This window comes from Oligoflexus sp. (assembly GCF_035638955.1).
Taxonomy (GTDB): domain Bacteria; phylum Bdellovibrionota_B; class Oligoflexia; order Oligoflexales; family Oligoflexaceae; genus Oligoflexus.
In genome coordinates this window covers 1-14,035 of record NZ_DASQYZ010000462.1, presented here as the reverse complement: position 1 = coordinate 14,035, position 14,035 = coordinate 1, and the positions used below count along the sequence as shown (strand labels likewise).

Genomic DNA, 14,035 nt, shown 5'->3' with positions numbered 1-14,035 from the left:
TCTCCTTCAAGCGTCCGCAGCCGAGCGACCTTCAACATCCAGCATATAGCCGTGACCACGCATGGTCTTAATGAAGTTACTCTCCCAGGGCTTATCAATCTTATTTCGCAGATAACCTACATAAACGTCGACAACATTCGAAGTGGGTTCAAAATTCATATCCCAGACATGTTCGGACAACTGGGTCCGGCTGAGGACGACGCCGGCGTTACGGCCGAAGTACTCCATCAAAGCATATTCCTTGGCTGTCAACTCAATGGGCCGGCCCTCGCGGGTCACCATTTTTTTGGAAGGATCGATGCGGATGGGACCCACTTCAATGACGGTCGCAATATCGGTATCCTTGCGGCGAAGCAGGGCGCGAACGCGGGCCAGAAGTTCGTCCAGGCTAAAGGGTTTTTTCAGATAGTCATCACCGCCTTCATCAAGGCCTTTGACCACATCCTGAGCGGTATCCTTGGCCGTCAGGATCAGCACGGGTGTGCTAATGCCGCCTGCTCTGAGATTCCGCAGGACAGTCAGCCCATCTTTGATAGGGAGCATGAGGTCCAGAACGATGGCGTCATATGGGTTTTCATAAGCCAACCATTCGGCTTCCTGCCCATCCTGAGCCAAATCGACAGCATAGGACTCTTCGCGCAAAGCGCGCACAAGCAGGTTGGACAAAGCTTTGTCATCCTCGACAACCAAGATACGCATAGTTCCCTCCCTTATGACACTGTTCCCATACTGAAAGACGGGTATGGTGACAAGATAATTCGCCCTGAATGAAAGTCCCCTAAGTCCTTTCAGAGAATTATGAGAAAAAAATTCGGCTCAGCGTACACTTGTCTGAAATTGACCCTTACTCCCTCCAATTTGCCGCTTTTACTGATCACTTCCCCGCAAATCACTTCAATACCTTTCGTTGAAGCTAGCAAACACTTGTCACACAAGTTCTCCACCGGTCAAAGCCACTGCAAGTTTTCTAGCAACGACTGAATCTATCTTTCCTGCTAATCAATTGACAACAGCTACACTGATAGGTAGCTTGGCGAAACTTCAGTACAGGTTCTTAAACCGCTCAATTTCAGGAGGCTTTTTATGGTTAAGACACAATTGCTTGCGGCTTTGGCTCTCGGCTTAAGCATGAGCGCACAGGCTGCCGACTTCACAACGGCTGATGCCAAGTACGCTCTGCGTGATACTTCAATTGCTGCAGCTCAAGAAGCCCGCGCTGCTTATAAGGCCATTCTTGATCAAGGCGCCAAAGACGCCGACCTTATTCGTGCTGCCGAAGGTTACCTGCGGGCGACCATCTTTGAAGGCAATCACTACTACACCACAGTGGGTGACACCGACCGTGCGGCTCGCAAAAAAATCTTCAACGACTGCTGGAAAGTGGGCGTTGAAGCAATAAACGAAAAAAATCTCGGTTTTGAATCGCCTGTGTATTACTACTACCGCGCGGCTTGCATTGCTTATGAAGCCGAAGTTTCCACTCCGTTCCAGCGCTTGGCCCTCTTACCAGACCTGAACAAGTCTTTGGAAGCTGGCCTCCCCACACAAGGCGGAAGAACTTACGAAGGCGGTGGTCTCCTCCGCGTAAAAGCAGCTGTCAAAGGCAACCCTGAAGCCATAGGTCTTCCTGGTGGAATTTACAATCCAGACGAAGCTCTGAAATTGATTGATGAGGCTTTGGAAAAAGACGCTTATCCGGGTAACGCGGAAGGCGCGCTCTTCTGCGAAAACTTCCGTCGTAAAATCATCACCCTCAAAGAACTGAAAAGACCTGGTGACGCTAAAATTGTTGCCGATCAGGCTTTGACTGATTTCCCAGCCTACCTTGAAGAAGGTCTGATTCCGGAATTCATTCGCGCTGAAACCGTGGATTGCGTGAAGCACGTAACCGCGCTGAAGGCTACCCTCTAAATCGCTGATATATCATAAATAAATCTCATGGGGGGGCTTAAGCCCCCTTGTGTTTGTGAGGACACAAAGCCATGCACAGGAATCACGTTCTTGCCTTCGCGCTTCTTCTCAGCGCCGGGGCGGCTTCCGCGTTTGAGTCCACGAAAACTCTACCGCAAGGCGTTCGCAATCTTAATATTAGAGGACTTTACACGAGCACCAGCGAGAAAACAGATCCGAACGGCAATTCCATTTCCCTCGCTGAAGCCCTTTGGCGTCCTCTCCGCTTCCGCAGCATTCTCTCGACCGAAGACGACCCACTGAAACGAACACAGCTGGAAGCCTTTCTGGTTCAACAAGGTATTAGCAAGGAACAATCGGTTGGCGATTTTTATGCTGACCTGAATGCACGCATTAACGTTTGGGCTCCCATTGTCGGTTGGGGCCTAAGCAACGACATGACCCTTGCGGTTGCTGTTCCTTATTACAGCACCAGCACAGACATCGAACCTGGTTTCCGCACCAATCAAGGTGCCGAAGATTTTCTGGCCCGTTTGACCACCGATTCCATGAACAACTATGGTTCTGCCCAGGAAGCCGTGGAAAAGTTCCGCGATGCCATTGGCCGCCTGAACCGCAAGCTCGTGAAGTATAATTATTCTCAACTTGGCAGCTGGAATCAGACCGGCTGGGGAGATACCACCCTCGCCCTAAAATACCGCGCGGTTAATCAGGATGTCTTGAAATTCGCCGTGACTGGCGGTGTGGTCGTGCCTACCGGCCGACGTGATAGCCCTAGCATTCTCACCGACTTGCCTCTGGGTGACGGACAGTGGGACGTTTTCTCCCAGCTCACCTTTGATCAGCAGCTGACCAGTAGCGTGTTCCTCAACCAGTTTGCTAGGTATACCTACCAAGCACCTGATCGACGCCGTATTCCCTGGAAGACTTATGACGAAAGTATCGAAGTGCCCGTGAACTCCACCGAATTCAAATACGGTGACAAGGTCGATGGTGGCTTGTCCGTTCAGTATGAATCGCTGGTGACAGGCGTTACCGCGGGACTGGGTGCGCTTTATTATCGTAAGTTTGGCGACCGCTACGAAGTATCGGAAATCGATTCGAAAAATGAACTGCAGCGTTGGACCGATCAAAATGCTGAATATGCTCAGGCGCGGGTGGGATACTCAACCGTGGAAGCTTTCCGGCGTAAGGAATTTCCTTTGCCTGCCAGCATTTCGATGGAATACCGCCGGCAGCTGGCGAGCCGCAACACGCCGATCACTGACTTTGCCCAAATGGATATCAACCTGTTTTTTTAATCGAGGGAATCATCATGAATTTGAAATATTTCGGAATGGTCGTCCTCGGCCTGGCAGCCCTCACCGGTTGCGGCAAAGGCGCTGATGCCAATAGACAATCGGTGGAAACGCTGGACGTTCCGCCATTTCCAGCGATTTCTGATAATGTTTTTGCGCTTCAGGGCGGAAAATCAGCCGTCAGTTATAAGAGCACAATGTTGATTCTGAATCCCACAGGGGACGTGAATCAACTGGCGGAAGTGATTCGTGCGTCTGAAGTCACTCGAATCAAGGCCGCGGACGCTAAAACGTTTGTGGGCAACGAAAAGGACTTTGATAATCGTTATGGCGATTCGGGGACGGTCGTCACCGAGATCAAAAAGAAGCAGGAAGAGCTGAAAGTCTTTTTAACCGAAGCGCAAGGTCGAGCCGTGCCTGTGCCTCTGGCCGATCGGCAAAAGGCGTTTGCGGGCTGGTTCGATGAAGCCTCGGCAGCCCTGGCTTTGAGTCCCGACGATAATGCCCGACTGCAATCGATTTTTGCTAATTACTGCGATGCCAAGATTGTGGAATTTGCATCTCACCCTATATTTGCAAACATGGCTGTCGATGGTTACACGCAGCGGCCGAGCCCGAACCAGCTCTGCGAGAACTACTATGCGTCCCGTGGTTACTTCCAAGGGGAATCCTGCACCAACGGGAATTATTTTACGTGTATGTGGCAAGAGGGGGTCGTCAAGAGCGGCGCTTTGTTGACCCAAAACGGTGTGGGCCTTGCGGACCTTTTAAAACCGATTTTTGACGACAAGGAAAAAACGGAGATCTTCCGGAAAATCCTGATGGCAGATGAGACGATTTCAAGTCCTTACATCAAACCGGCATCCACGCTGGTGAAGGACAATATCTATAAGAAGAAGGTGTACTTCCAAACCGCCTTGCAAAGCGGTAAACCGTCGATCGGAACGGAACAGTCGTGCATCAATCTTCTGGATCCCGCCTATTCCTTCATTTGCGGCGTGTTCGCACGCACCTGGAAAAGCGAGACGCCCCAGGCCTCCAAACTGCTCGTGGAATTTAACTCGGCCTTGATCGTGGTCAAAGAGCGGGACGACCTTAAAACCATGTCGGATGCCATCAAGTATTTTGGCCAGCGTCCGACTGTCGGCACTCCGCAGTCCAGCAACTCGGATTATTATTTCCACGCTCTGGCGCCAAGCAAAACGTTGACACAGCCATCTGCTGAAAGTCTGGGCCTGAACCAGGAATCCATCACTACGATTAATAACATCTTCCTCGACAAGGTCTTTGCGCTCAATCCGGACGATCGGGTGATCAAGGATCAAAAGGAGGCGGAATTGTCCGCTTTACAAAAGGATCTGACCTTCCATCGAACCGAGCGCGATCGTTTGACCGCGGATGCCAGCGACGCTTTGCGTGCCGGTATTCGGGCTGCCAATGCTGGCAATGTTGCATTTGGTTTTATTGCCTATCGCATGACTGTGACGCATACACCCACTATAATGCGGGCCACCATAACCTTTGAAGCTCATAATAATCAGATCTTTGAAGGTTGTTACGATAAGGTGAATCTGGCGTCATTCCCTTGCCCTGCTGGACTGACCCAACTCACAGGCTCAGAAACTCTGCGCCCAGCAACATTGAGTATGAATCCAGATAAAGGCCGCATTGAATTCAGCATGGTGCTCGATGATCCCGAGGCTGTTGGGCTCGGTTATAAGCCCAAGAATGAAGCCTCACCAGATTATTTCATGGATTTGAAACCTGAGGAAATCAAGGACACCACCTTGACCTTTGAGCTGTACCCGAACCGTTTGCAGAGCTCCCTCGACATATTGACAGGTAAATCCCTGTTCACACGCGGCGGGCCTTATCTTTATGAGGCTGGAATCTCGATGTGGGAGGAGTGATTTCGGTCCCTTGTAGGGGCTCCCAACGCCCCTACCCGCCTGAATTTAATCCCTTTTGACCAACACTTTCACAGCATCGTTGATTTTGACCTCAACTCGAAAGGAGGGTATGATCCCCTCCTTAGTTATTTTGGCTGATTCAGGCCGAAATTGGTGAGGGGAGTTTTCGATGACCGCAACTAAAATTCGCGCCCGCATCGCGGGAACTGGTCTTTATGTTCCGCCCAAGGTTCTTAAAAATCAGGATCTGGAACAATTCATGGACACCTCGGACGAGTGGATTCGTCAGCGTTCGGGAATCGAAGAACGCCATGTCATCGAAGGCGGAATTGCAACCTCGGATCTTGCCGTCGAATCCGCTCGCATTGCGCTGGCCGAGGCCAACTGCACGCCTGAGAGTATTGATCTGATCATCGTTGCCACCCTTTCACCCGATCACCAGTTCCCTGGCGTTTCCGCAGTTCTGCAGCATAAGCTCGGGCTCGAGACCACGCCCTCGATGGATCTGCGCTGTCAGTGCTCGGGTTTCATTTATTCTTTGAACGTCGCCAAGCTCTTTATTGAAGCTGGACAATACAAGCGGGTTCTTGTAGTCGGCGCCGAGGCACACTCACCGCTCTTGGACTGGACCACGCGCGGCCGTGATGTTGCCGTTCTGTTTGGCGATGGATCGGGCTCTGTGGTTTTGGAAGCAACCGAGGACAATGTCGGTGTCAGTTCAGTTGTTCTTCATTCCCAGGGCCAATTTGCGGATCGCCTTTGGGTTGAAAAGCCAGGCACAAGTAAAGGAGTCTGGCTGACTGAAGAGGATCGGCAGGCCGGTCGGATGTTTCCGTTCATGGAAGGGCGTTATGTCTTCAAACATGCCGTTGAACGCCTGACTCAGGTTGTGAAGGAGGTCTTGGAAAAAGAAGGCCTCAGTATCGATGCGATTGATCACTTCCTTTTTCACCAAGCGAATATTCGTATCAATGAAAAGGTTGCTGAGCTCCTGTCGATTCCTTCGTACAAGGTTCACAGTAACATCCAGAAATACGGCAATTGCTCTGCCGCTTCCATTCCCATGCTGCTGGATGAGACGATTCGGGCTGGCAAGATCGCTCGCGGGCAGACGATTCTCATGGCGGCTTTTGGCGCTGGTTTCACCTGGGCAGGCGCCATTGTTCGTTATTGACTGAAACCGCGGCAAAGTTCAGGGTCCAAATACGACTTCAAACGGGCACAGATGTTCTCATGAAGTGGCCCGTTATCGAAATCCCAAATGCGCATCATCTTATCATAACCCCCGGTCGCAAAGGTGCGGCCGTCTGGAGCAATGGCGACGCCAATAGACGGCAAGCTTCCATGCATAGGAATCGATATCTGCTGCTCTTGCTCAAAATCAATCATAAGAATCTTGCCATTGAGCGTACCAGCAATAGCTCGGGACCCGGTGGGAGTGATCGCCAGGGTCATAACCACACCTTGATAGTCGCCTACCACCCTGGATACCATTTTATGTGAGGGCAGATCCCAAACATTGATGGAATTGCCGGAAGGGCCAAACGCGGCAAGTCTTTGACCATCCGCCGACATGGGAAGCCCGTTCATAAATCCGGAATTTCCCATGAGACTAAAAAGCACTTTTCCACTCTGGCTATCTCGTATGTCTATATTACTTTGAGCATTAAGTCCTGCAACTGCGATGCGCGAGCCGTCCGGGCTTATGGCTGCGACTGTCCCTGCCATGGGACCTGCCACGTCAAGTGGCTCACCTGAGCCACCCATGTCCCAAAGTTTCGCGCCTCCATTGGTCGTTGTGGCGACAAGGTAGCGCCCATCATGCGAGAGAGAAACAGAGGAGATGGCTTCAACAGGTTTGAATTCGAATGTCCGGCAGCAGGCGCCCGGGTAGTTCTGAACTATGATATTTCCTCCGTAGTCACCGGAAACCAGATGTTTTCCATCGCCGCTGATAGCCAAGGCTCCCACGACTTCTTTATGCTTTGCAAGAGTTATCGGTGTGTTGCTATTTTTGAGCGGCCATAACAGGAGATCTCCAGACCCCATCGAGCCGGAAATCAAATTCTCACCGTCCCGAGAGTAAACCAAGGACGTGATCTCATGCGGCGCTTGCAGAACTTGCTTCTCTTTAATTGTCTCCAAATTCCAAATGCGAATCGTTGAATCATCAGAGGCCGTAATTAAGCGCCGCTCATCCGGTGAGAGAAACATTTCGAGAATGGGAGCTGTATCTTCGTGCAATGTCTGTTTAATATCATCTGCGGCCCAGACTTTGATGTCCGCGTCCGCAGTGAATAGAGTACCGTCCCGCTTCACGGCGATGAGTGATGTGGAAGTTGACAGTTTCCAGGCCCGGTCGACAAAAACGCCTTCATCGTTCCAAGTAGCAGCACCATCCCTCGTGAACATGACCACAATTCTCTTGCCGTCTGAACTTATGGCGATCTGATCGGGATCCGGAGGCTTGGATGAAGAAAATATCGTCGATGTCTCTATGATTTTCAGGTTGACTGCCGTTGCAAAATCCCAGTATCGCAGTGTTCTGTCCGCTGCGACGCTGACGACCATCTGCCGACCAGGGACAACTTTGAAATCATGAATGCCCTTGGTGTGACCCTGCAGCACCCGTAGAATTTTTCCTTCCTCAAAACTCCAAATCTCAATGTCATTGCCCGAATCTATCAGCACACTCAAGTTATCAGGTCCAAATTGAATCTTGTGCGGGATCTCTTTCGATCGATCATATAATTTGATCGTACGCAAATAGCTGCCGTTTTCACCATCGAAAGCCACAACTGATGAACTCTGATCTATTCCGACAATATACTTGCCATTAGGGGATATCGCGATAGCGTGCAGCATTTTTGAACTCACACTCCATATATTCTGTCCCGTTGCGATATTCCACAGGTTCAATGTCCCATCATATGACGTCGACACCAGGAACTGTCCGTTCTCGCTGACAGCAATCGCCTTGATGTATGCCTGATTTGCATTGATTTCCACTGCTATTGCTTCCTGATAGTAGGCTCGCAAGAGGCCGGAAAGAACAATATTCTTTTCCAAATTCCGTTCGTACCGAGTCGGCAGGTTGTTTCGTAGAACTTCTGCCCGAAGCGCATTTTCCACCACACGCATGGAAGATTTCGCTCCGATACCTGCGAGCGCGATGTCTCTTACCCGTTGATGACTATCTCTATTTAAAACCAGAATATTTTGAATCTGAGGCGGAGCCACGTTTCCAACGGCATCTGTGGCGTAAAATTTAATGGACCAGAATCCCGATTTCACTTCGGAAGCTATGGCCGTTCCAGGAGACGCGGTAAGGACTTTATGGCCAAGGCAGTCCTTGGACTGGGTACTGGATTTCCAGGTATTCTTCGCTTCCGTGTCCGACTCGTCAAAGTCATCATTAAGAGGGACGAGGCAGTAAGAAATTGTTACACCATCATTTATATCAGCCAGAAAAGAGATGGAATCAACCAGACCAACCGGCACAATTTGGGTCGTGCCGTGAACTTCTATGGCTTCCTCGGGCTTCTTGGAATTGAGGCTGACGAAGGCCTGTGGCGGAGTACGATCCAATTGCAGACGACACGTCGCTTCCACTTTACCCATACTCAGTAGATTTGAAACGACAACCTTAAGTTCGTAAACACGCTCGTCTGTCTCCCCCAGCAAAGGCAGCGATTGGGAAGCATCCGCAAGGCTGAAAGCTGCCCGTGATCGCACGGGCTTCACAAATTCATATTCAAGTTGGACGGCATCATGAAGATTCGATTGGAGATTCGTCTGAAGCAGGCCCTGAAGTGCAGAAGCGCTACCAACTGTCCGCACCTCCTCCTTGCAAGCAATGGCAACGCTCTGGCCCGTATAGTCCTCGAGTTCCACTTGGGAGCGGTTCTCGTACTGGCTCATATCCATCACGCGCGCTTCGTCCGTGCCGTTGCTACGAATCAGGTATCGGCCTTCTGACTTTTTAACAATGCAACCCTGACTGGTCGCCAGGGCTTCTGGATTCCATGAATTGAGGTTAACAACCTCAAAACCAGAGTGCATTCGAATACCACGCGAATTCACAACCGTTAGAAATTCCTGACCCCGAGCCAGCTCAGGACCGCAGTCCAAGCTGTCTTGATCATAAGTATTATTTAGACGTGTGCAGCCAATAAATAGCAAAGCCACTAAGAAGAGGCGTAACATTTCGTACCTTCAACGCATAAGGTCCACGTTGTTAGAGCAGACGCATGATCCAGACAAAACCCACAGCCAGCGCCAATCCCAATACCACCAAGAGACTACCGTAGTACAGTAGTTCCTGCGACGGAGCCGTACGGCCGTAACGATCGAGACGTCTGGCCGTTGATGTGGGCAGCACGGCCGAGACCGGTGCCTGGTGATCGATACGTTTGATGGACGAGATGACGGAGAGTGGCGGCGTTACATGCTGATCATCTTTTTTCGGCATGAAACGGTAGGTTTCCGTCGCGCAGATAGGACAAACACCTTTCAGGGCGCGACGATTATTGACGAGCATGATCGTATGTTTGCCAAGTGTATCAGTGTGCTTTTTGCACTTAATGCAGTAGGAATCAGGGTAGTTCATGGAGCACCTCACAGCAGCGGAAGACCAACAACAACAGCGGGACAGCCTGTTCCCGTTGTGTGTCATGCAAAAGCCCTGCCTGGGAAAAGGTCAAGGATTTCAGCTGGTCAAGCGCTCTTTTCGCCACGGACTGTCGAAAATACATACAGTGCGGGCTTTTAGAGGTCATTGGACAAAGATCGGCACCATGCTATGCTGGAAATCTAAATCGTCACAGTATTTTAAAGGTGTCCGCATGGGAAAAGCATCGCTTGCGTTCAGTCTGCTTGTCTGCCTTTCAAGTTGTAAAGCTGCCAAGGATACCGCGAACTTGAAGGAAGCTATCCCCAGCGAAACCTTTGCCACACGATGTGAACAATCGGATCCCGCCAGTGAAGCCGCTCATACCTATAAGGTCCTGATGGAAATCACAGGCACCAGCGCCTGCCGTGATGCCGAAGCCAAACTGCGCGGCATGACTTTTTTGGTGCTGAATGAAAAGAACATCAAAGACCTGAACCCTATCGGCGATTTGGAGCATCTGCAGTGGCTGCATCTCTATGGCAATCGCATCGAAGATATTTCGCCGCTCAAGCGTCTGGCGAAACTCAAGGATCTGGTGCTGGATAATAATCAAGTCATTGATGTCAGCGCCCTTCGCGAGCTCGTGACACTGCAGGAACTTTATCTCGGTCGCAATCAAGTCACGGATGTGGCTGCGATTGGTTCCTTGAAAAAACTCTATATCCTGAATCTGGCCGGCAACAAGATCCAGGATGTGAAAGGTCTCAGTGGTCTGTCAGCTCTGATGGTGCTGGATCTCAAAAACAATCCTATCGCTGAACATAAAAATAGCAGCAACTGTCCCACAGCTGATGGCACCAGCCAGGCCCTGCGCGATTTCTGCAATCAGTAAACCCGATTCAGTGGGTTGGTTTTTCGACCGGATGCGGAGGCATGCTCAAGGCTGATGACATCGGCAAGGGCTGCTCGACAAGGCTGGCCAGTGTCCTTTTATCCAGCTCATCCAGGAAACTTCGTAACGCCCGTTGAAAAACACCCTGCAGACTGCACATGCTGACAATCGGGCAGGCAGTATGTTCGGCTTCAAAACAAGAAAGAAGCTTGAGACTGGGTTCTGTCCTGCGAAACACTTCTCCCAGTACAATGCTTTCAGGTTCCTTGGCCAGCCTTATGCCCCCACTTCGACCACGGACCGAGGCGACATAACCCTGTCTCACCAAATGCTGCACGACTTTGACGAGATGATTTTCGGAAACGCGATAGGCATCACTGATGGTTTTTATTTGCACAAGGCCTTGCCTATGCAAAGCCAGATACATGAGCACGCGAAAGGCATAATCAGAGTACAGGGAAACTTCCACACATTCTCCACGGTTTATGACCTGAAGCGGTTTCCTTGCCAAGGTACGCCAAGCTATGGAAATTATAGCGAGCCGTCCCACAGGTTCAATGTCTGCTTATGTATTAAAGAAATCTTTTCACGGCAGGTTTTGATTGAAAAAAAGATTGATGCTTGCTACGGACATCGCCATCACTCCTCTGAGGTGGCGACGTCAATGATGGGAACTTCAATGTCTCATGTCACTCTGCTGAGCATTATCTGTGGACCTGACATCCACCCGATGGCTCTCATCATGGCCCGCAAGCTTGTTGGCTATTCTGCTAAAAATCCCACTGCCAGCACTGCTCCCAATTTTGATCTTCTGCCGCATGGATTCAGCTGACTTGGGAACCGCGATTTTAAGCACGCCGTTGACATAATCCGCCTCAATGCCTTCCGCCTTCACATCCTGTGGCATACGAATTGACCTTTGGAACCGTCCCGTCCGACGTTCGATAAAACGCGAGCGTCCTTCACCTGATGTCCGCTCCGATTTTCTTTCACCCGATACCATAAGCACATTGCCCTGCATTTCAATATCGATGTTGTCCTTGTCCATGCCGGGCATATCAAAACTTAAGAGATAATGATCTTCCGATTCTTCCAGATCACATTGGGGCACCAGGGCCCGGGTCCCATCATCGAAGCGGGTGTCCATGGTCTCATTAAAAATATCATCCAGCTGCCTCAGTAGAGGCCGCCAGGATCCCAAGCCCGAGAAAGAACGGTCCATATCACGCCAGAGATCAGGTGTATTTGCCATAACTAATCCTCCTGGTAATCATAAATAAATTCACTTATTTATGTTTCACGATAACAGGAGAAGACTAGAAGCCTGAGGTGGATTGTCAAGATTTGGAAGTATGTAGAGGAATCGTCTGCAGCATGACGCGTATCAGGAAGAAACGAGCCATACCGCAGAAGGGATTCGAGGTGGTTCTGCGGTATCATCGGTCGGGTTGATCAGAGTTTTTCGAATTCCTGATCGACATCCTCATCGTCGTCGCTCGCAGCCACGTCGGCAAAAGGCTCACCGCCCGCTGGAGTATGACCTTTGTGTTGTTGCAGCTTACCGATTTTTTTATCGAGTATTTTCTGCAGCTTTTCTGTGGCGCCCAGAAGCGCTTCACCGATGGTGTCGCCCTGATGAGCAACAGCCATCATGGGAAATCCATCCATCTTGGCTTCTATGGAGCATCGTATATCATTGGCAGTTTCCGCGCCCTGATTCTCATCACTCAAATAGACTTCGATACGGGAGAGCTTCGTGCTGAAACGACTTAGAGCGTTTTCCAACTCTTCTGAAGCCCAGGATTGGAGCTTGGCGGGAGCCGTGAGTGAATTGTGAGCATTGACCTGAATATACATAGAGTCTCCTTGTCGATGAGCCTTCGTTTCCGTTGTTATTTTTTGCAACTTCCGCGCCGAAGCTGGTCGAACAGGAGTAAAAAGGCGAACACGGAATTCCGCGCATGCCAAATTTACAGGAATGCGGATCAATGTCCGCCCCTAAGTTTGATCGTTTAGCTGGCTAATCGATAGGCAGGCTCACGAATCCTGGGTATGCTGACACGGATGGTGGTCCCACGACCTTCAAGACTCTGAATGGTAAGCTGGCCGCCAGCGTCCTGGACAGCCTGATGCACAGCGCTCATGCCCACACCACGACCCGAAATATCGGTGACATTGTCCGAGGTCGAGATGCCACTTAGGAAAATCAGGCTGATCTTCTGTTCATAAGACATGTCAGCGAGAGCTTCCGGGGTAATTTGACCGTTATCCAAAGCCTTTTGGACAACCCGGCCGACATTGATGCCGCGGCCATCGTCCACGAAATGGACCACCCAGTGTTCCGCATCCGTTTCGCAGCTGATCGTGATCATACCCTTCGACGCCTTGCCCATGTCCCGCCGTTCCGCCGGAGATTCCAGGCCATGATCAATGGAATTGCGCACGAGATGGATTAAAGAATGCATGATAGGACGCATGACGTCCGGATCCATACGGGTGTCTGCCCCTTCAACCTGAATGGCGACCTCTTTCTCAAAACGTGACGCCAGGCGTTCACCATATTCGGGCAGCGCGCCAATGAGTATCCTGGCTTGCTTATAGCGCATGTCTGCCACCCAGTCATTGACTGTGGTGCGGATTTCATCCGTGGAAAGGGTTTCGCGGATTCGCACGACAATGTCATCAAGATTTTTCTGATCGATCGTCAGTGTATTATCCTGGTTCTCGCCAACAAAGCTGATCTGGAGAATTTCATGATTCTCCTGCAGGAATAATTCAAATTCCTTATCGATCAAATCAATGGACTCGATGCCGATGGTGGCGTGATCTTCGATATTATGGATGAGGGCAGCAATATCCAGAAGATCAAACGCCGCCGTATTGCCTTTGATGGTATGCAGCTCGGATCTTACTTTGAGCTGCTCGCCCGCCCGAATCAATTTGCGACTGAGTTCCAAGCGGGATCGGGTTTCATCAAGAAAGTTGCGAAAGGCTTCGATTTCACGCAGTAGCCTGACAAGAACCTTGTGCCGGGTGTTTTCCCGCTCTGCTTTTTCCAGATTGGTGGCATCGATGATGCTGAAGAGAAGGCTTTCCACAAGACCACCACTGCGGACGGTTGTGACCTGAACCTGAAGGATGCGATCGCCTATCTTCAATCGGCTGGGGATCTGCCTTAGGGTCATCTCTTCCGGCAGGAAATCTTCAAAGGCCTGTTCAGTGACATCCTCTCCCTCCAAGCGGAATACCGCTATGGATTCAGCATATCGCTTGGTAATATTTTCACGGCTGTGGGCCACACCATCCGATGTGGTCATGATGGTTTTCATGCCGGGGTCTATGCCAACATCAGAACCGAAAGGAGCCGGCTTCTGAAACCAGTTTTCATCGGGGATTTCACAGGTGAGGTTTA

At 50.6% G+C, this 14,035-nt stretch carries 12 protein-coding genes; 5 read left to right on the top strand and 7 right to left on the bottom strand.

The window, feature by feature from the left end; all coding sequences use genetic code 11:
- Positions 1–6: 6 nt before the first annotated feature.
- On the bottom strand, positions 7–699 hold the full coding sequence (locus tag VE954_RS37915) for a response regulator transcription factor (protein ID WP_324962976.1): 693 nt from the start codon (positions 697–699) through the stop codon (positions 7–9).
- 384 nt (positions 700–1,083) lie between these two features.
- On the opposite strand from VE954_RS37915, the gene VE954_RS37910 reads away from it, so the two are divergent.
- The 4 genes from VE954_RS37910 (at position 1,084) to VE954_RS37895 (ending at position 6,293) form a co-directional block, all read left to right on the top strand.
- Positions 1,084–1,911 carry a hypothetical protein gene (locus VE954_RS37910; protein ID WP_324962974.1) on the top strand — a complete coding sequence of 276 codons (828 nt, stop codon included), beginning with the start codon at positions 1,084–1,086 and terminating at the stop codon, positions 1,909–1,911.
- A 71-nt stretch (positions 1,912–1,982) separates the two neighbouring features.
- Positions 1,983–3,212, top strand: a complete 1,230-nt coding sequence (locus VE954_RS37905; protein WP_324962972.1) for a hypothetical protein — start codon at positions 1,983–1,985, stop codon at positions 3,210–3,212.
- A 14-nt stretch (positions 3,213–3,226) separates the two neighbouring features.
- Positions 3,227–5,119 (top strand): hypothetical protein, encoded by a 1,893-nt coding sequence (locus VE954_RS37900; protein ID WP_324962970.1) that lies wholly within the window; start codon positions 3,227–3,229, stop codon positions 5,117–5,119.
- Positions 5,120–5,288: 169 nt separating this feature from the next.
- Positions 5,289–6,293 carry a beta-ketoacyl-ACP synthase III gene (locus VE954_RS37895; protein WP_324962968.1) on the top strand — a complete coding sequence of 335 codons (1,005 nt, stop codon included), beginning with the start codon at positions 5,289–5,291 and terminating at the stop codon, positions 6,291–6,293.
- Here the strand turns inward: VE954_RS37895 and VE954_RS37890 are convergent.
- A complete protein-coding gene (locus VE954_RS37890) occupies positions 6,287–9,325 on the bottom strand; it encodes a WD40 repeat domain-containing protein (RefSeq protein ID WP_324962966.1) in 3,039 nt (1,012 codons plus the stop codon). The two genes, VE954_RS37895 and VE954_RS37890, sit on opposite strands and share 7 nt — an antisense overlap.
- A gap of 31 nt (positions 9,326–9,356) precedes the next feature.
- Positions 9,357–9,728 carry a DUF5679 domain-containing protein gene (locus VE954_RS37885; protein WP_324962964.1) on the bottom strand — a complete coding sequence of 124 codons (372 nt, stop codon included), beginning with the start codon at positions 9,726–9,728 and terminating at the stop codon, positions 9,357–9,359.
- A 235-nt stretch (positions 9,729–9,963) separates the two neighbouring features.
- Between VE954_RS37885 and VE954_RS37880 the strand changes: the two genes are divergently transcribed.
- Positions 9,964–10,623: a leucine-rich repeat domain-containing protein gene (locus VE954_RS37880; RefSeq protein WP_324962962.1), complete on the top strand. Its 660-nt coding sequence runs from the start codon at positions 9,964–9,966 to the stop codon at positions 10,621–10,623.
- A 7-nt stretch (positions 10,624–10,630) separates the two neighbouring features.
- Here the strand turns inward: VE954_RS37880 and VE954_RS37875 are convergent, their stop codons facing one another.
- From VE954_RS37875 to VE954_RS37860, 4 genes are all read right to left on the bottom strand, one after another.
- A complete protein-coding gene (locus VE954_RS37875) occupies positions 10,631–11,092 on the bottom strand; it encodes an Rrf2 family transcriptional regulator (RefSeq protein WP_324962960.1) in 462 nt (153 codons plus the stop codon).
- Between the two features lie 207 nt (positions 11,093–11,299).
- Positions 11,300–11,875, bottom strand: coding sequence for an Hsp20/alpha crystallin family protein (locus VE954_RS37870; RefSeq protein ID WP_324962958.1), 576 nt, complete (start codon positions 11,873–11,875; stop codon positions 11,300–11,302).
- Between the two features lie 200 nt (positions 11,876–12,075).
- Positions 12,076–12,480 carry an HPF/RaiA family ribosome-associated protein gene (locus VE954_RS37865; protein ID WP_324962956.1) on the bottom strand — a complete coding sequence of 135 codons (405 nt, stop codon included), beginning with the start codon at positions 12,478–12,480 and terminating at the stop codon, positions 12,076–12,078.
- 155 nt (positions 12,481–12,635) lie between these two features.
- Positions 12,636–14,035, bottom strand: a 1,400-nt coding sequence (locus VE954_RS37860) for an ATP-binding protein (RefSeq protein WP_324962954.1), incomplete at its 5' end; no start/stop codon positions are given.